This is a genomic window from Roseovarius sp. PS-C2, assembly GCF_018862045.1.
Lineage (GTDB): Bacteria > Pseudomonadota > Alphaproteobacteria > Rhodobacterales > Rhodobacteraceae > Roseovarius.
The window spans coordinates 32158-49934 of the sequence record NZ_JAHKSQ010000003.1 but is presented as its reverse complement, the minus strand read 5'-3'; the positions used below and the strand labels follow the sequence as shown (position 1 = coordinate 49934).

Sequence of the window (17777 nt, the reverse complement as noted above, 5' to 3'; positions counted from 1 at the left end):
GGCGCATTTGCGCGGCTGTTACCGCATCTCTTCGGCCGGAGTTACCCCAAGAATACCAAGACCTGCGGAAATAACAACGGTCACGGCCCGCGCGAGGGCGATTTTGGCCTGGCTTGTGGCCGGATCGCCCTCCTGCAGGAAGCGCAGCGACGGGTCGTCATTGCCCCGGTTCCACAGCGCATGCAACTCGGACGCCAGATCATAGAGGTAGAACGCCACGCGATGCGGCTCGTTCGTACGGCCCGCGATCTCGACCATCCGCGGCCACTCCGCCAGCTTCTTGGCGACGGCGGTTTCGGCCTCATGCGTCAGGATCGACAGATCGGCCCCGGCCAGCGTGGCGTCCTCCACGTCGATCCCCGCCTCGCGCGCCTTGCGCAGCACCGAGTTCACGCGCGCATTGGCATATTGCACATAGAAAACCGGGTTGTCCTTGGATTGCTCCAGCACCTTGTCGAAATCGAAATCCAGCGGCGCGTCGTTCTTGCGCGTCAGCATGACAAAGCGCGTCACGTCCGGGCCCACCTGATCGACCACATCGCGCAGGGTCACGAATGTCCCGGCCCGCTTGGACATCTTGAACGGCTCGCCGTTCTTGAACAGCTTTACAAGCTGGGTCAGCTTGATATCCAGCGGCACGCGCCCGTCGGTCAGGGCCGATACGGCGGCTTTCATCCGTTTGACATAGCCGCCATGATCGGCACCGAAAACGTCAATCAGCATGTCGAACCCGCGCTCCACCTTGTCATAGTGATAGGCGATGTCGGGCGCGAAATAGGTCCAGCTTCCGTCGGATTTCTTGACCGGACGATCCACATCGTCGCCATGCTCGGTCGAGCGGAACAGCGTCTGCTCGCGCGGCTCCCAATCCTCGGGCGTCTTGCCCTTGGGCGGCTCGAGCACGCCCTCATAGATCAGCCCCTTGTCTTCGAGCGCCTTCAGCGCCTCTTCGATGCGGCCCGTGCCATAGAGCGACTTTTCCGAAAAGAACACGTCCATCTCGACGCCAAGCGCTTTCAGGTCGTCGCGGATCAGATCCATCATGGCCTCGGTGGCAAAGGCGCGTATCTCGGCCAGCCAGACAGCCTCGGGCTGGTCGACATAGGCCTCGCCCACCTGCGCCTTGAGGGCCTCACCGACGGCAATCAGGTAATCGCCGGGATAGGTTCCGTCCTCGAACGCCACCGCCTGCCCGTGCGCTTCGAGGTAGCGCAGGTAGACCGAGCGCGCCAATACATCGACCTGCGCGCCGCCATCGTTGATATAATATTCGCGCGTCACATCGTAGCCCACGAAATCCAGCAGGCTGGCCAGCGCATCGCCGAACACCGCGCCCCGCGTATGGCCCACATGCAGCGGCCCCGTGGGGTTGGCGCTGACATATTCCACGTTCACGCGCTTGCCCGCGCCCATATCCGAGCGCCCGAAATCGTCTCCGCGTTCCAGCGCGGCGCGCAGGACATCCTGCCAGACACCGGGCGCCAGGCGCAGGTTCAGAAAGCCCGGACCAGCGACCTCGGCGGTTTCTATCCGCTCGCTCCCCAACAGGCGCGCGGCCAGGTCCACGGCGATATCGCGCGGTTTCTTGCCCGCAGGCTTGGCCAGCACCATCGCGGCATTCGTCGCCATATCGCCATGCGCCGGGTCGCGCGGCGGCTCTACGGTGACATTTGAAAGATCAAGCTCCGCAGGCAGCTTGCCCTCGTCCTGAAGCACGGCCAGTTCGTCCAGAACCAACGCGTGAATTTCGGTGAACAGATTCATCGGATCATCCCTTGCTCGTTGGACGTGGGTTTATCACTGCAATTGCGCGCGTCAATCGCAAGGCAGCAGCACGGGCCATACCGCCCCGCCAATCGCCGGGGCCTGCGGGGCGCAAAGCCACAGCACCGTCCGCGCAAGCTCTGCCAGACCTTGCACCGATTTCAAACCCCCGGCGTTGGAAATGCGCAGCGCATGAACCCGAATATTTCCGCCAGCACCTCGCAGATCGTGCGCCAGTGCAGCAGGCAATTCCTGCATTGCCCTGTCATAGGCCCTGTGTTCCGCCAACGCCTCTTGCGACGGCGCCGCAAAGACGCTCACCACGCGTGGACTCCGCGCCGCCGCCAGCCCTTGCGCGAAGGCACGGCAAAATGCGGGGATCGCCGCGATGACCGCACCGGGCCGCTCGGGCGCCGCGAGCGACTGCAAAAGCACGAGAACATCCAGCGGCTCGTTCCCCCACCCTGCCCCGAAGGCATGGCACGGGCGCGGGCGCAATAGATCCATCACCAGATGATCGACCCGCTCGGGGTTGCCTGCCGCTGCCTCGCGAAGCGCCCGTTCATCGCGGCCACACAGAACAACCCGCGCCCCCGCCGCCACGAATGCGGCGCAGATTTCGGACCCCGCCGGGCAATCGGCCCCGGCGATCAGTACGGTTTTCCCCATGAAGTCCAGATTTTGCACGCCTATACTCGCCCATGCGGCATTCGGGATGGCAAGCGCTCCACCAAGAGCAACGCATCGCTCTCAGCCTGCCTTTTCCTCGTTTTCACCCTCGGCCCCTTCCTTCACCGCCTCGCTCTTCGGCGCAAGTGAAAGCAGGGTGATTCCCTTGGTCTTGCGCGGCTCGCCATCGTCGGGAACAAGCCGCAGTTCGCCCCCTTCGTCATGCTCGGCAAGGGCCACCGCCTCGGGATTGCGGTTGCGCCAATCCTCGAAGGTGAACTCTTCGGTCAGGTTCGTCGCGCGCACCTTCCAGCCCGCACTCATCTTCGAGGCCAGTTCGAGATAGGTCAGCCCGCCCGCAACCACCCGTCCGCCAAGGGTGCTTGGCAAGGCATGACGGCGGCTCTCCTGTTTTGCGCGCCGCAACTGAAAGACGTTGTCGCGCCCGAATTCAGGCGCAAGGTCCGTCGCGACAAGGGTATTGTAGGCATCGTTGTCGCTGACCGCCATGATGCGGCCATAGCTCATGATTTCAACGCCATGTTCCGCGGCCTCCGACAGGATGTCGCCGAAAAACACCGGCAATCCCGCCTCGCGGGCGCTGCGCAGCCGGGCGCGGTTCGCATCGGCGATCAGCACCGGCACCTCGCGTTTCTGCAGCGCCTCGGCAAAGGCGGCGGCAAAACGCGACCCGCCCACGATGATCACACCGGGATTGCCCTTGCCCGCCAGCCCCAACGCCGCCGCCAGCGGGCGCAGAGAAAACCCGTGCAAGACAACCGTCGCCGCCACCAGCGCAAAGGCCAGCGGTCCCAGCAGGGCCGCATCCTCGACGCCCGACGCCACCAGGCGCTCGGCAAATAGCCCCGCGACCGCCACCAGAACCACGCCGCGCGGGCCGGTCAGCCCGACCAGCAGCCGCTCCCTGAACGGCAGTCGCGTGCCCGCCAGCGACAACAGGACAGTCAGCGGGCGAACGATGAAGATCACGCTCAGAATGAAAATCAGCGCGCGCCAGTCCAGCATCGCCAGCCGGTCGAAATCCATGTTGGCGGCCAGCAGGATGAACACCCCCGAGACCAGCAAGATCGTGGCATGCTCCTTGAAACGGCGCATCTCGGTATAGCTGGGCAGGTCGGCATTGGCGATCCAGATGCCCATCACCGTCACCGCCAGCAGCCCGCTTTCGTGCAACACCGCATCCGACAGGGCGAACACCATCAGCAAGGTGGCGAACAGCACCGGAACCTTCATGTATTCCGGCACCCAGGCCCGGCGGAAGGCCTCCGCCACGATCCAGCCCGCGGCAACCCCCATGACCGCCGCCACGACGATCCCGCGCGTCATGTCCCAGATCGCGGTGCCCATGGTTTCCGACGTATTGAGAACCAGCACCACCTCGAAGGCCAGAACCGCCGCCAGAGCGCCGATCGGGTCGTTGACGATCGCCTCCCATTGCAGCAATTGCGCGGGCCTGCGATTGAGCCGCGCCTGCCGCAACAGCGGCGCGATCACCGTCGGGCCGGTCACGATCATGATACCGCCGAACACCGCCGACGACGCCCAGCTGAGCCCCGCCACATAGTGCAACGCCAAGGCAGAGAACAACCACCCGAGCGGCGCGCCCGGAAAAATCAGCCGCCGGACCCCTTCGGCAGCGCCGCGCAGGCTGTGCACGTTCAGGGTCAGACCGCCCTCGAACAGGATGATGGCCACCGCAATGGCGATCATCGGCCCCATCAGCGGGCCGATATCACGGGCCGGATCGAAAACGCCCAGAACCGGCCCGATCAGCAACCCCGCCACCAGCATCAGGACGATGGCCGGCATCCGCAACCGCCACGCGGCCCATTGCGCACCGACGCCAAGCGCCCCGACCAGCGCAAAACTCATCACCGGGGCCAATGCCCCGTTCGCCGCCGCTTCTATCGCCATTCCTCAAGCGCCCCCCCATGCACCGGACCCGCCCGCGCCCCCCAAAAGGCGCGCGTGCTCCTGCAACGCGAAACGGTCGGTCATACCGGCAATGTAATCGCTCACCAGACGGGCCAGCGTCGTTTCATCCTGCGCCGCCTCGACATCCTGCCGCCAACGGTCGGGCAAAAGCTCCGGCTTCGCAAGGTAAAACGGGAACAGGTCCTCGACCACATGCGTCACCTGCGCGCGCATTTCCATGACCGACGGCGCGCGATACATCCGCGAGAACAGGAACGCGCGGATTTCGCGCAGCGCCTGCCACATCCCGATTGAAAACCGGATCACCGGACGCCCCAGATGGCGCACCTCTGCGGCGCTTTGCGGCGCGGCCTCCTGCAGGATCGCGCGCGAGGTTTCGATCACATCCGCCACCATCACCCCGAACACCCGGCGCAAGGCCTCGTGCCTGCGCCTATACGGATCGAGACCGGGATAGGCCGCATCCACCTCGTCGTAACACGGCCCGACAATGGGCAACCGGCGAATGTCGTCCTCGCTGAACAGCCCCGCACGCAGCCCGTCATGCAGGTCGTGATTGTTGTAAGCCACGTCATCGGCCAGCGCGGCAACCTGCGCCTCGGCGCTCGCATGGGTGTGAAGCTCCAGATCGTGACGCGCATTGTAATCGGCCAGCGCATAGGGCAGATCGCCCGTCACCGGGCCGTTATGCTTGGCGATCCCTTCCAGCGTGTCCCATGTCAGGTTCAGCCCGTCGAATTCCGCGTAATGACGCTCCAGCGCGGTGACGATCCGCACCGCCTGCGCATTGTGATCGAACCCGCCATAGGGCTGCATCAAGGCGTTCAGCGCATCCTCGCCCGTATGCCCGAAGGGCGTGTGCCCCAGATCGTGCGCCAGCGCCACCGCCTCGGTCAGTTCCTGATTGAGCCCAAGCGCCCCGGCGATGGTGCGCGCCACCTGCGCCACCTCGATGGAATGGGTCAGGCGGGTGCGGAAATAATCGCCCTCGTGCTCGACGAACACCTGCGTCTTGTGCTTGAGGCGGCGAAAGGCGCTGGAATGGATGATGCGGTCGCGATCCCGTTGATAACAGGAGCGAAACGCGCTTTCCTCCTCGGCCACCAGACGCCCCTGGGTCTGCGCCGGTGTCGAGGCATAGAGAACATGCATGTCGGCTATCCTTGTCGCCCGTTTTCCTGCTCCATATATTGGAAAGCACGGAACAACGAAACCATCAGGAGCCCACCGATGCAATTGCCCCCGAAAGTCACCGAGCGCGCCTTTGCCCGGCTGGCCGAAATCGGCGCCGGAACCGAAGGTCAGGCATTGCGCATCGCCGTCGAAGGCGGGGGCTGTTCCGGGTTTCAATACGATATCCGCCTCGACACCCCCGCCGAGGACGATCTGGTGCTCGAAGGCCAGGGCGAAAAGGTCGTGGTCGACAGTGTCTCGCTGCCGTTTCTGTCCGGCGCCACCATCGACTTTACCGAAGAACTGATCGGCGCACGATTCACGATCGACAACCCCAACGCCAGTAGTTCCTGTGGTTGCGGCACATCATTCTCCATGTAATCAATGCCTTATACGACAAATCTCGCGTAACACATCAACACCGAAACCGCGCCGTTCTCAGCCTTGCCCTTGTCTTGCCACCGCTCCTGCGCGATAGAGGGCCAGGGATATCGGAAAGGCGCGACACATGAAGATTGCCAGCTTCAACATCAACGGAATCAAGGCGCGCGTTCAGGCCCTGCCCGATTGGCTGGACGAGGCGCAGCCCGATGTCGTTGTCTTGCAGGAAATCAAATCCATCGACGAAAATTTCCCGCGCGAGCTGTTCGAGGACAAGGGATATACCGTCGAAACCCACGGCCAGAAAAGTTTCAACGGCGTCGCGATTCTGTCGAAACTGCCGCTCGAGGATATCAGCCGCGGCCTGCCCGGCGATGACGAGGACGAACAGGCCCGCTGGATCGAGGCCACGGTCATCGGCGACAAGACCGCCGTGCGGGTTTGCGGGCTCTACCTGCCCAACGGGAACCCCGCGCCGGGGCCGAAATACGACTACAAACTGGCATGGATGGAGCGGCTCAAGGCCCGCGCCGCCGATCTGCTGAAATCGGAAGAACCCGCGCTGATGGCCGGGGATTACAACATCATCCCGCAGGATGAGGATGCAAAACGCCCCGAAGCCTGGGCCAAGGACGCGCTGGCCCTGCCCGAAAGCCGCGCCGCGTTTCGCCGGATCGTCAATCTGGGCTTTACCGATGCCTTCCGCGCCCGCCATCACGGGCCGGGGCATTACACGTTCTGGGATTATCAGGCCGGGGCATGGAATCGCGATGACGGCATCCGCATCGACCATTTCCTGCTGACCCCACAGGCGGCGGACCTTCTGACCGACTGCCAGATCGACAAGGCCGTGCGCGGGCGCGAAAAGCCCTCGGACCATGTGCCGATCTGGATTATGCTGGACGCCTAGGGTCAGGACCCATTAATCCTGCACCACCGGTTTCCCTGATTTTTCCACTGACAAGGCACAGCTCCGCAGGAATAGTGGTTCTATTTCAAGGAGATGTAACGCAGATCAGAGGGAAAATCAGGGAAATCCTTCGGACGCGCGGAGCGCTGAAAAGCAGCGGCTTTGACCGCTTGGAATTGACTCAACCAGTCCCGGCGCGTTCAAATCCTCTGCTTTATTGCCCTTCGCGCGCCGGTGGTGCGGGATTAATGGGTCCTGACCCTAAGCGCCGCCTTGGTCACGTCATAGCCGTAGATCCAGTCGAACTGCCGCATCAACCGCCCCGGCGCCACCGCTCCGCCCACGCGCAGGGCCGTATGCGCGGCCCATCTGAGCGGCGAAAACGACAGGTGATATTTCCAGGCGTTACCATTGGCCGTTTCGACCACCTTGCAAACCCGCGCACGGCGGCACTCCTGATAGGCGACCAGACGATCCTCGAGCGCCCCTGCCCCATCCAGGCATTCGGCCAGCGCCCAGGAATCCTCCAGCGCCATGCAGGCCCCTTGCGCCATGAACGGCAAGGTCGGATGCGCCGCATCGCCGACAAGCGCCACACCGCCGCCATGCCACCGCGCCGCCACCGGATGACGAAACAGCCCCCACAGATTGACCGTTTCAACCCGTGAAAGCATGGCCTGCACCTCCGGTCCGAAATCGGAAAATGCGGCCTGCAGGGCGATGGGATCGTCCTCCTGGCTCCAGCTTTCCTCGCTCCATGCCGCGCGTTCCTGAACCGCGACAAGGTTCAACATGCGGCCCTGCCGCAACGGGTAGCTGACCAGATGCCGGTGTGGCCCCATGTGCACGCAGGCCTCCGCCGGGGCATTGCCAGTGTCGGGCACCACGGCCCGCCAGGCCACCTGTCCGGTGAAAAACGGAGCGACACGCCCGTTCAGGGCTTGCCGCGCCACCGAATGCAGCCCATCGGCCCCGATCACCAGATCCGCACTCAGTATCGCGCCATTGGCCAGCCCCACGCGCGGCCTGCCCCCGTCCGCACCGGGCTCTACGGATGTGATATTTTGCAACAGGCGCAGCTTGACCCCGGCCTGCCGCGCGCCCTGCGCCAGAATGTCGATCAGGTCCGCGCGGTGAACGAAAAAGTAATCGTCACTTTCCAGCTGCCCCAAATCCAGCGACAGAACACGCGCCCCGCGATAGTCCCGCAGGCTGACGCCCCGCGCCCGGACCGACAGATCGCAAAGCGCCTGCCCCAGGCCAAGCGCATTCAGAACGGCAAACCCGTTCGGGCTGATCTGCAAACCGGCTCCGACCTCGGCAATTTCCGGGGCCTGCTCCAATACGGTGACATCCGCACCACGAAGGGCCAGCGCACGCGCCGTGGCCAACCCTCCGATACCGCCGCCGATGACCAGCGTTTTCAATCCATCGAGACTCATGTGCCCCTATTGAAACGAAAAACGCCGGAGCGAAAGCCCCGGCGTCGATGATATTTCATGAAGATCATGCTCAATCGTCGCGATGGACTTTCTCGCGGCGCTCATGACGTTCCTGTGCTTCGAGGGTCATGGTCGCGATCGGGCGCGCATCCAGCCGCTTGAGGCTGATCTGCTCACCGGTCACTTCGCAATACCCGTATTCGCCCTCTTCGATGCGGCGCAGGGCGGAATCGATCTTGGCAACCAGTTTGCGCTGACGGTCTCTGGTGCGCAGTTCGATGGCGCGGTCGGTTTCCTCGCTGGCGCGGTCGGCGACATCGGGAATTGCCCGTGTCCCGTCCTGCAGGCCCTCGATCGTGTCGCGAGTCCCTTCCAGAAGTTCGTTTTTCCAATTGACCAGCTTGCGCCGGAAATACTCCAACTGACGTTCATTCATAAACGGTTCGTCTTCGGCCGGTTGGTAATCATTGGGCAGAAAGACTTCGGCTTTCATCGTTTTCCCCTCATCAAGGCCAACGTCCGACATTCGTCGTCTCCTAAGATCGTGGCGCTTCCTCGGGCTGCAATTACACCCGGTGAAAGGGAATGTCACTAGCCAATCACGCTGCATTGATGTGTTTTGCCGATCAGCCTACTGTGCTGTGCAACGCTGCCCGTAAAAGCTGCAAAAAGGACTGAAAAAGATATGAAATTCGAGGGAACCGACTCTTACGTCGCAACGGACGACCTGACCGTCGCGGTCAATGCCGCGGTCACTCTGGAACGCCCGCTGCTGGTCAAGGGCGAACCGGGAACGGGCAAGACGGAACTGGCCCGGCAGGTGGCGCAGGCGCTTGGCCTGAAGATGATCGAGTGGAACATCAAGTCCACCACCAAGGCCCAGCAGGGGCTATATGAATACGATGCCGTTTCACGCCTGCGCGACAGCCAATTGGGCGACGAGCGCGTGCATGACGTGCGCAACTACATCCGCAAGGGCAAACTCTGGCAGGCCTTCGAGGCCGACGAGAAAGTGGTGCTTCTGATCGACGAGATCGACAAGGCCGATATCGAATTTCCCAACGACCTGCTGCAGGAACTCGACCGGATGGAGTTCTTCGTCTACGAAACCGGCGAAACCGTGCGCGCCCGGCATCGCCCCATCGTGATCATCACCTCGAACAACGAAAAGGAACTGCCCGACGCCTTCCTGCGGCGCTGTTTCTTCCATTATATCCGCTTTCCCGATCTGGACACCATGAAACGGATCGTCGAAGTCCACCACCCCGGCATCAAGGAACAGCTTCTGACCACCGCGCTGACGCAGTTCTATGAAATCCGCGACCAGTCGGGGCTCCGGAAAAAACCCTCCACCTCCGAGGTTCTGGACTGGCTCAAACTGCTTCTGGCCGAAGACCTGGCGGCGGAGGACCTCAAGCGGGATGGCGCCGATGCGCTGCCCAGATTGCACGGCGCGCTTTTGAAAAACGAACAGGACGTGCATCTTTTCGAGCGTCTCGCCTTCATGGCGCGGCGATCCCGCTGAAACGATTTGGGCGACGCTATGACATCGACTTCGAAACACGGCTTTGCGCGGACCACGCCGGGGGTGTGCGCAAAGAGTCATAGTTTCGCCCCGAATGATCCTTATCGGCGACAGGATGGGCGGGCAGTGTTCATATCGTCCTGCAAAGGCATCGGTCAGATCGTCCGGCGGCTGCGCTTCACGGCACCGTCGCAGATGCATCCGCGCCAGGACAGGTCAGGCTTTCGGGGTCCACTCAGCCCCGGCCGCATCACTGGGAACACTGGCTTCGGGGGGCACATGCGCCGCGTCATTCTACCTTTCTGCCTCATGCTCGGCGCTTGCGTGCCCGGCCCGTCCGTCGATATGCCCTCGCGCGCGGCCACCCATGAAATTTCGACCATGCCGGCGATCAAGTCGTTTTCGTCGCCGCGCCCGGTTCCTCCCATGCGCTCCAACCGCGATATTCAGAGGGACTTTCTCGAACTGTCCTTCCAGTTGGAATCGGGGCGAACCCTTCAGTATTTTTCCCGCTTCGAGGAACCGATCAGCATCGCCGTTACCGGCACCCCGCCGCCGACGCTGATTCCCGACCTGAACAGGCTCGTCCACCGGCTGCGCACCGAGGCCGGTATCGACGTTGCCCGTATCCGAAACGGCAACGCCAATATCACGATCGAGGCCGTGCCGCGCTCGGAAATCCGCCGCAACCTGCCCAAGGCGGCGTGCTTTGTCGTTCCCAATATCTCTCGCCTGTCGCAGTACCGCGCGGCCCGACACAGCCGCGCCACCAACTGGAGCCTGCTGACCACCCGCAAGAAACTGGCGATCTTCCTGCCCAACGACTCGTCCCCGCAGGAAGTGCGCGATTGCCTGCACGAAGAGCTGGCCCAGGCCCTCGGCCCGCTCAACGATCTGTATCGCCTGCCCGATTCGGTGTTCAACGACGACAATGTGCACACCGTCCTGACCGGGTTCGACATGCTGATCCTGCGGGCCTATTACGCCCCGGAACTGCGCTCCGGCATGACCCGCGCGCAGGTGGCCGCACGGATGCCCGCGATCCTGAGCCGGCTCAACCCCGCCGGGGACCGTCGCGCACCGCATTTCGCGTCCTCCACACCCCGCGAATGGATCGAGGCCATCCAGACCGCCCTAGGCCCGGGCGCACGCCCCGCGCAACGTCGCGACGCGGCGCTGAGCGCGGTGCGCATCGCCGAGGCCGTGGGCTGGCGCGACCATCGGCGGGCCTTCAGCCATTTCGCACTTGGGCGGCTGACACAGGCCACGGACCCCGATTTCGCGCAGGATCAGTTCGTCATTGCCGATCAGTTCTACCGCCGGACACCGGGCAGCGATCTGCACCGCGCCTACACCGCGGCGCAACTTGCGGCCTACGCCATCAGCCAGGGGCGCGGCGCGGATGCGCTGGTGCTGCTCAATCCCCATCTTGCCACGGCGGAACGCCACGAAAACGCCGCCCTGCTCTCTACCCTGATGATGCTGCGCGCCGAGGCGATGGATCTGAACGGGCGCACCTCCGAAGCCAACGCCGTGCGTCTGGACAGTCTGGGCTGGGCACGCTACGGGTTCGGAGAGGATTGGGCCGTGCGCGCCAAGCTGCGCGAGATTTCAGCGCTCAACCCGCTAAAGGGATCGAACGGGTAAACAACGCATATGATCGTCATCATCGGGGCCATTCTGGGCGCAGTCATCGGCGGCGTGATCGCCAAACGCCGCAAGGGGCGCTTGGCCGATATCCTGCAATACGCCTTTGTCTACGCGCTGATCTTCACGTTGATCGGCCTGTTCGCCACCCTGATCATTCACCGCGCCTCCGTCTGAGGGGGCGCGCATGTTCCTGCCCTTCTTCGAAAACCTGCGCAACGCTGGCGTTCCGGTCTCCCTGCGTGAATACCTGACCTTTCTCGAAGCGATGCGCGCCAATCTGGTGACCTACGACATCGAAGGGTTCTACTATCTGGCGCGCGCGGCGATGGTGAAGGACGAGCGCATGATCGACCGCTTCGACCGCGCCTTCGCCGCCAGTTTCGACGGGCTGGAAGATATTTCAGCCGAGGACGTGCTGAACGCCGTCGACCTGCCCGCCGAGTGGCTTGAAAAACTGGCCGAAAAGCATCTGAGCGAAGAGGAAAAAGCCGAAATCGAAGCCCTTGGCGGGTTCGACAAGCTCATGGAAACCCTCAGGGAACGGCTTCGCGAACAAGAGGGGCGCCATCAGGGGGGCAACAAGTGGATCGGCACCGCCGGCACCTCGCCCTTCGGGGCCTATGGCTACAATCCCGAAGGCGTGCGCATCGGACAGGACAAATCGCGCCATCGCCGTGCGGTCAAGGTCTGGGACAAGCGCGAGTTTCGCAATCTCGACGACAGTGTCGAACTGGGCACCCGCAACATCAAGGTCGCCCTGAAACGCCTGCGCCAATGGGCCCGTGACGGGGCGCATGACGAACTGGACCTCGACGGGACGATCCGCGCCACCGCCGAACATGGCTATCTCGATGTGCAAACCCGCCCCGAGCGGCGCAATGCGGTGAAGGTGCTGTTGTTTCTGGATGTGGGTGGTTCAATGGACCCTCATATCAAGGTGGTCGAAGAATTGTTCAGTGCGGCGCGTGCCGAATTCAAACACCTGGAATATTACTATTTCCATAACTGCCTGTACGAAGGTGTCTGGCGCGACAACCGCCGCCGCTACGATCAGCAGACCCCCACCTTGGATGTCCTGCATACCTACGGCTCGGATTACAAATGCATCTTCGTCGGTGACGCCAGCATGTCGCCCTACGAAATCGCCTATCCCGGCGGGGCCAACGAACACTGGAATGCCGAGGCCGGACAGGTCTGGCTGCAACGCGCCCGCGAACAATGGCCCTCACATCTCTGGATCAATCCCGTCCCCGAGCAATACTGGGGCTATACCCATTCCATCAACATGATCTCCGAGATTTTCGAAAACCGCATGGTCCCGATGACCCTCGAAGGTCTGGATCGCGGGGTGCGCGAGTTGATCCGCTAGTTCCGGCCAGGTCGCAAGAGACACCGGCCAGAGGCCCTCGCCGGGATCGGTCGGGGCCGGTTCGAAGCTCGCGCGATGCGGCCTCCCCGATCGTCGCGGCATGGCCGAAATCATCGTCATATGCGCCCATGATGGACACATATCTCCAAACCACCCCCGAATTTCGTACAAAACCCGCGTACACTTCGTACGTTTCGTACAAAACCCGTTCGGGGCCCTGCCCCCAAAATCAAGGCCGCCCCGAAAGGCGGCCCCGACATCACGATAACGGTTTCCTCACGACCCGACCAAAGCGGGCACGATGGTCACGATGGCCGGGAACAACCACAGGATCGCCAGCCCCACCACCTGAATCAGCACGAACGGCGCCACACCCCGATAGATATGGCCGGTCGTCACCTCTTTGGGCGCAACCCCACGCAGGTAGAACAACGCAAATCCGAACGGCGGCGTCAGGAAACTGGTCTGAAGGTTCACGGCAATCATGATCGTCACCCATTTCGGATCGAACGTGCCCCCATAGATGACCGGTCCGACAATCGGAATGACGATGTAGATGATCTCCAGAAAATCCAGAACGAACCCCAGGATGAACAACACCAGCATCACGATCAGGAACACGGTGTATTCATTGTCGAAACTTTTCAGGAATTGCTGGATATAGTGTTCCCCTCCAAAGGAAATCACCACCAAGTTCAAGAGCTGCGATCCGATCAGGATGGTAAACACCATCGAGGTAACCTTGGCCGTTTCACGAACCACTGGCGTCAGTATCCCTCCCGACAACAGCACCCAGCAGGAATACAGCAACCCGAACGCCGCATAGAGATACGCAGCATACGCGCCGATGAAGGCCAGCCAGCTTTCAAACGGCACATCTTCCTGATTGATGCGCAGATCGAAATTGACCCCCAGCAAAATCGCCACACCGATCGCGAAGGTCGACCAGATGATCACCATACCCGAGCGATCCAGATCTCTCAGGCGCCGATAGGCAGCCAGCATGATCGCGCCCCCTGCCCCAAGCGCGGCGGCCGGAGTCGGATTGGTGATCCCGCCCAGGATCGAGCCCAGAACGGCAACGATCAGCACCAGCGGCGGAAAGACCACGCGGATCAGTTCGTTCTGCGCCAACCGGCCAACCGCATGGGAACACCCATAAAGGGCCATACCCAGCGGGATCGCAAGAATGACCAGCGACAGCCCGGAACTGGTGGATGGCGCGATCAACAGGATATCCGCCAACAGCCCCAGCACGATCCCCAGGGCCCCGATCAGTAGCGGCACAGGCGTGGCCGACGGCCGAACCCCGCGCGCAACAGTCAGAACCAGAGCCAAAAGCAGGAAGATCATCGCAACGCCCGTCCCGATGGGCGCGGCGTTCGCTTCTTTCTCGGCGACCAGTTCGGCGATTTCTTCGGGGGACAAGCGATGGCTTTCCTCCAGCCCGCCGGACTCGTCGATCGCCTGTTGCTGGGCCACAGCGGCGTCCCAGGCCTCTTGCCCATGCAACTCGATCATCGCCGCCTTGCACTGCTCACCGACATTGGTACGCAGTTCGGCGGCTTCGCCTCGGTCGGTATAGCTATCGACCTGAAGGCTTTGCGATCCGATGATGTGCATCTGGCTCAACAGCATCATGCCCGCGATAAGGGCGACCGGTACACCGAGATACCAGGTAAAGGCCTCTCCCCGCGTGATCGCTTCTCCGCCAGACCCTCCCAGTTCCACGGCAGGCGCCCTCTTGGGATTGAACAGCGCATAGCCGAAGGCATAAAGCGCATAGAGCAACGCCAACAGGATGCCGGGCAACAACGCCGCCTGAAACAACGTGCCCACGGACACCACCGCCGGTTCACCGAGATAGGTCAACGCGTCCGAACACCCGGCTTCCTGCGCACGGGTCTCCTGTGCAGCGGAATAAAGATCACCTGCCAGCGTCCCCAGCAGGACGATCACGATGGACGGTGGAATGATCTGCCCCAACGTCCCGCTGGCCGCAATCACGCCCGTGGCGATTTCGGGACTGTAGTTGTTGCGTAGCATGGTCGGCAGGCTGAGCAGACCCATCGTAACCACCGTGGCCCCGACGATCCCGGTCGAGGCCGCCAGGAAGGCTCCGACAACCACCACCGAAACGGCCAGACCGCCCGGCAGCGGGCCAAAGACCCGCGCCATGGTGGTCAAAAGGTCGTTGGCGATTTTCGACCGCTCCAGCGTGATCCCCATCAGCACGAACATCAGCACCGCCAGCAGCGTTTCGATAGACTGCCCCGCCAGCACGCGTTCGTTGATACGGTTCACAATGAAACTGACGTTGCGATCCAATGCCGTTTCCCAACCCAGCGGAAAAACGGATTGCCCGATCCTTGGCAGGTCGGGATATCGGAAAACGGATATCGTTTCGGGCCGCACGCCCGAACCGACAAGCGTGTTATAAGCCTCGCTGGAGGTGTCGATAGCCTGGTGGATCAACAACCCGGCGCTATCCAGCGCAGCAATGATCCCGAAAGAGATCACCCCCGCGCCGCCGATGGCAAACGCCACCGGAAAGCCCGAAAGAATGCCCCCGAAAAGGCACAGAAAGACGATGATCAGGCCGATTTCAACGCCATCAAGTCCGAATAGCATGTGTTCCTGCCCCCTTAATGTGTGCCTTCATAGGCTTCTTCACCTTCGCCAAGGCTATCCTTGTCGAGGTATTTGTTTTCACTGTCTTCGCCTTCGCACCATTCCAGATAGGATCTGTAGAAAAACGCGATCGAATGCAGAAAGATCATCGCGGCAAAGGCCACAAGCAGAATTTTGAACAGGAAATACCCGTTGAACCCGTTTGGTGAAAACCCGATGGTTTCGACATTCCATCGCAGCGCACGGGATTTCGACAGCAACCGGTCGAGGGTGTCACTGGCCGACGGTTTCGGGACGATCAGGTGGCGCCACATGAAGAACCAGCCATACATCCAGATCAGGATCGCCATCGGCATCATGAACAGAAGCGACCCGACCATATCGATGATTTTCTTGGTGCGAAACTGGACCGTCGCATAGATCAGGTCCACACGGACATGCCCGCCTTGCACAAAGGTGTAGGTGGCACACAGGGCGACCACCATCGCATTGTACAGTTTCAGTTCTTCAGCCCACCAACTGATATCCATCTCAATCGGGATGCCCAGACCGATCACGATATCCGGCCGGGCAAATATGCGCTGAATGAAAACGATGATGATCTGCTGGATCACCATCAACAGCCCGGCCCATGCGAAGAAGCGTCCAACCGTATTGGCAAATCCTTCAAGGACACGCACGCATCCCCACATGAAACCATGTTTCCAGAATCCGACACCCGTGATCACGAGGAAAGCCGTGAAAACGATGAAAAAGAATTCAACCGAACCGCCATAATACACGAAGCGCATGATTGCTTCTTTGTCGGACCAATCGAGCCATTGTTGAGGATGACTCAGAGCGTAGCCCAGGTTGTAAAAGGCGTATCCGATATTGCTGAACACCCAGACGATCATTTCAACCACGGCACCGACTGCTCCGGTCGAAGCTGTTTCATCCATGAGGTGAGTCCTTGGCTGCTTGATAGAGTAATGCTTCAGGCATGGCGCTTAGTGCCTCCTGAAAGTTCCCGTGCCCCGGTTTTGAAAACGGGACACGGGATATGATGACGGCTCTCGCGTTACAGACCCATCACACGGTTACGCTGTGTGGCAAATGCACCTTCCGAGCGGCTGCCCCAGGCGGCGGAACTGTTCAGCGATGCCATGTAGCTGTCATAGCAGGACTTGTAGAGGTCGTCGCCCAGAGACTCTTCGACAACTTCCTTGGCCCCTGCGCCAAAGGCATCCCAGATCTCGTCGGAGAAGCTCAACAGCTTGACGCCACTGGATTGCAAACGCTGCAATGCGGCCGAGTTGTTCGCCATGAACAAGGACATGGTCCACAGGTTCGACGCGCGCGCGGCATTTTCAACGATGCTCTGCTGTGCAGGCGTCAGGCTTTCATAAACGTCGAGGTTCATGTTCAGGTTGAGGTTCGGGCCCGGCTCGTGGAAACCAGCGGTGTAGTAGAACTTGGTGATCTCCTGGAACCCGGCCTTTTCATCGGCCCAAGGCCCGATCCATTCCGTGCCGTCAATCGCACCCGACGCAAGCGCCTGATACACTTCTGCACCGGGAAGGTTCTGAACCGACGCGCCCAGCTTGCCGAGAACCTGGCCCCCTTGCCCCGGCATACGGAAGCGCAGCCCCTGAAAATCTTCGACGCCGTTCATTTCCTTGGCGAACCAGCCACCCGATTGCGGCCCGGTGTTGCCAACGGGGAAACTTTTGATGCCGAAGATCGAATACACTTCGTCGGCAAGTTCACGGCCACCGTCATGATCGAACCAGTTGTTGAATTCCTGGAATGTCATGCCGAACGGCACCTGGCTGAAGAACGACAGCGCGGGGTGCTGGCTGAGGAAGTAGTAATCGACGCCATGGTACAAATCGGCCTGACCGGCCGTCACGGCATCGAACACCTCGAATGCACCGACCAGTTCGCCGGCTGCCTTCAGATCGACCGTCAATGCACCGTCGGTCATTTCGGTGATGGCGTCAGCAGCATATTGCGCGCTGTCGTGCACACCCGCCAAGCCACGCCCCCAGGTGGTTACCATGGTCAGTGTGCGTTTACCTTGGGCATAAGCAGGCGCCGCAAGCGTCGTCGCAGCTGCAGCAGTGCCCCCGAGTGCGGAGTTTTTCAGAAATGAGCGACGATCCATAGAGTTGTTCCTCCCAGAATGATTAAAGTGCGCCCTCTCCTCAAGGATTACGCGCACGGATCGATACAAGTGGCGTTAAGATATCGTGACAAGACATGCGTGAAAATACCTATAACTACTTAGATGCGCGATGATTGTTCTCAAAACGGGCCAGCACCCCG

At 61.5% G+C, this 17777-nt stretch carries 15 protein-coding genes; 6 read left to right on the top strand and 9 right to left on the bottom strand.

The features are described 5' to 3' along the window. Positions 1 to 18: 18 nt before the first annotated feature. The 4 genes from argS to KPG71_RS06195 all read right to left on the bottom strand — a co-directional run bounded on the left by argS (position 19) and on the right by KPG71_RS06195 (position 5541). Positions 19 to 1764 (bottom strand): arginine--tRNA ligase, encoded by a 1746-nt coding sequence (gene argS, locus KPG71_RS06210; protein ID WP_216337261.1) that lies wholly within the window; start codon positions 1762 to 1764, stop codon positions 19 to 21. A 51-nt stretch (positions 1765 to 1815) separates the two neighbouring features. Beyond that, positions 1816 to 2451: a hypothetical protein gene (locus tag KPG71_RS06205; protein WP_216337260.1), complete on the bottom strand. Its 636-nt coding sequence runs from the start codon at positions 2449 to 2451 to the stop codon at positions 1816 to 1818. Positions 2452 to 2514: 63 nt separating this feature from the next. Then, positions 2515 to 4368 (bottom strand): sodium:proton antiporter, encoded by a 1854-nt coding sequence (locus KPG71_RS06200; protein ID WP_216337259.1) that lies wholly within the window; start codon positions 4366 to 4368, stop codon positions 2515 to 2517. A gap of 3 nt (positions 4369 to 4371) precedes the next feature. After that, a complete protein-coding gene (locus KPG71_RS06195; protein WP_216337258.1) occupies positions 4372 to 5541 on the bottom strand; it encodes a deoxyguanosinetriphosphate triphosphohydrolase in 1170 nt (389 codons plus the stop codon). Between the two features lie 78 nt (positions 5542 to 5619). On the opposite strand from KPG71_RS06195, the gene KPG71_RS06190 reads away from it, so the two are divergent. Next, positions 5620 to 5943, top strand: a complete 324-nt coding sequence (locus tag KPG71_RS06190; protein ID WP_073031868.1) for an iron-sulfur cluster assembly accessory protein — start codon at positions 5620 to 5622, stop codon at positions 5941 to 5943. 127 nt (positions 5944 to 6070) lie between these two features. Beyond that, positions 6071 to 6853 (top strand): exodeoxyribonuclease III, encoded by a 783-nt coding sequence (xth, locus tag KPG71_RS06185; protein ID WP_216337257.1) that lies wholly within the window; start codon positions 6071 to 6073, stop codon positions 6851 to 6853. 245 nt (positions 6854 to 7098) lie between these two features. Here xth and KPG71_RS06180 read toward each other — a convergent pair whose 3' ends face one another. Together KPG71_RS06180 and dksA are read right to left on the bottom strand one after the other, a co-directional pair. After that, complete coding sequence (locus KPG71_RS06180; protein WP_216337256.1) at positions 7099 to 8295, bottom strand: FAD-dependent oxidoreductase; 1197 nt, start codon at positions 8293 to 8295, stop codon at positions 7099 to 7101. Between the two features lie 70 nt (positions 8296 to 8365). Next, the gene (gene dksA / locus KPG71_RS06175; protein ID WP_073031874.1) at positions 8366 to 8821 is read right to left on the bottom strand and encodes an RNA polymerase-binding protein DksA; all 456 of its coding nucleotides are present in this window, start codon (positions 8819 to 8821) and stop codon (positions 8366 to 8368) included. A gap of 159 nt (positions 8822 to 8980) precedes the next feature. On the opposite strand from dksA, the gene KPG71_RS06170 reads away from it, so the two are divergent. The 4 genes from KPG71_RS06170 (at position 8981) to KPG71_RS06155 (ending at position 12839) form a co-directional block, all read left to right on the top strand. Then, entirely contained in the window at positions 8981 to 9820 is an 840-nt protein-coding gene (locus KPG71_RS06170; RefSeq protein ID WP_216337255.1) for a MoxR family ATPase, read from the top strand. Positions 9821 to 10099: 279 nt separating this feature from the next. Continuing rightward, entirely contained in the window at positions 10100 to 11467 is a 1368-nt protein-coding gene (locus KPG71_RS06165) for a DUF2927 domain-containing protein (protein WP_216337254.1), read from the top strand. Positions 11468 to 11476: 9 nt separating this feature from the next. Continuing rightward, positions 11477 to 11644, top strand: a complete 168-nt coding sequence (locus tag KPG71_RS06160) for a solute carrier organic anion transporter (RefSeq protein WP_143163106.1) — start codon at positions 11477 to 11479, stop codon at positions 11642 to 11644. A gap of 10 nt (positions 11645 to 11654) precedes the next feature. After that, complete coding sequence (locus KPG71_RS06155; RefSeq protein WP_216337253.1) at positions 11655 to 12839, top strand: VWA domain-containing protein; 1185 nt, start codon at positions 11655 to 11657, stop codon at positions 12837 to 12839. 276 nt (positions 12840 to 13115) lie between these two features. Here the strand turns inward: KPG71_RS06155 and KPG71_RS06150 are convergent, their stop codons facing one another. From KPG71_RS06150 to KPG71_RS06140, 3 genes are all read right to left on the bottom strand, one after another. Next, a complete protein-coding gene (locus KPG71_RS06150) occupies positions 13116 to 15470 on the bottom strand; it encodes a TRAP transporter large permease subunit (RefSeq protein ID WP_216337252.1) in 2355 nt (784 codons plus the stop codon). Between the two features lie 14 nt (positions 15471 to 15484). Beyond that, entirely contained in the window at positions 15485 to 16411 is a 927-nt protein-coding gene (locus tag KPG71_RS06145; protein ID WP_216337251.1) for a TRAP transporter small permease subunit, read from the bottom strand. Positions 16412 to 16530: 119 nt separating this feature from the next. Further along, positions 16531 to 17616 (bottom strand): TRAP transporter substrate-binding protein, encoded by a 1086-nt coding sequence (locus tag KPG71_RS06140; protein WP_216337250.1) that lies wholly within the window; start codon positions 17614 to 17616, stop codon positions 16531 to 16533. Positions 17617 to 17777 lie beyond the last annotated feature (161 nt).

What these genes read in the sequence shown, in the direction of transcription:
- argS (WP_216337261.1), bottom strand. Translation starts at nt 1,764, where the DNA reads ATGAATCTGTTCACCGAAATTCACGCGTTGGTTCTGGACGAACTGGCC.
- KPG71_RS06200 (WP_216337259.1), bottom strand. Translation starts at nt 4,368, where the DNA reads ATGGCGATAGAAGCGGCGGCGAACGGGGCATTGGCCCCGGTGATGAGT.
- KPG71_RS06195 (WP_216337258.1), bottom strand. Translation starts at nt 5,541, where the DNA reads ATGCATGTTCTCTATGCCTCGACACCGGCGCAGACCCAGGGGCGTCTG.
- KPG71_RS06190 (WP_073031868.1), top strand. Translation starts at nt 5,620, where the DNA reads ATGCAATTGCCCCCGAAAGTCACCGAGCGCGCCTTTGCCCGGCTGGCC.
- xth (WP_216337257.1), top strand. Translation starts at nt 6,071, where the DNA reads ATGAAGATTGCCAGCTTCAACATCAACGGAATCAAGGCGCGCGTTCAG.
- KPG71_RS06180 (WP_216337256.1), bottom strand. Translation starts at nt 8,295, where the DNA reads ATGAGTCTCGATGGATTGAAAACGCTGGTCATCGGCGGCGGTATCGGA.
- dksA (WP_073031874.1), bottom strand. Translation starts at nt 8,821, where the DNA reads ATGTCGGACGTTGGCCTTGATGAGGGGAAAACGATGAAAGCCGAAGTC.
- KPG71_RS06170 (WP_216337255.1), top strand. Translation starts at nt 8,981, where the DNA reads ATGAAATTCGAGGGAACCGACTCTTACGTCGCAACGGACGACCTGACC.
- KPG71_RS06165 (WP_216337254.1), top strand. Translation starts at nt 10,100, where the DNA reads ATGCGCCGCGTCATTCTACCTTTCTGCCTCATGCTCGGCGCTTGCGTG.
- KPG71_RS06160 (WP_143163106.1), top strand. Translation starts at nt 11,477, where the DNA reads ATGATCGTCATCATCGGGGCCATTCTGGGCGCAGTCATCGGCGGCGTG.
- KPG71_RS06155 (WP_216337253.1), top strand. Translation starts at nt 11,655, where the DNA reads ATGTTCCTGCCCTTCTTCGAAAACCTGCGCAACGCTGGCGTTCCGGTC.
- KPG71_RS06150 (WP_216337252.1), bottom strand. Translation starts at nt 15,470, where the DNA reads ATGCTATTCGGACTTGATGGCGTTGAAATCGGCCTGATCATCGTCTTT.
- KPG71_RS06145 (WP_216337251.1), bottom strand. Translation starts at nt 16,411, where the DNA reads ATGGATGAAACAGCTTCGACCGGAGCAGTCGGTGCCGTGGTTGAAATG.
- KPG71_RS06140 (WP_216337250.1), bottom strand. Translation starts at nt 17,616, where the DNA reads ATGGATCGTCGCTCATTTCTGAAAAACTCCGCACTCGGGGGCACTGCT.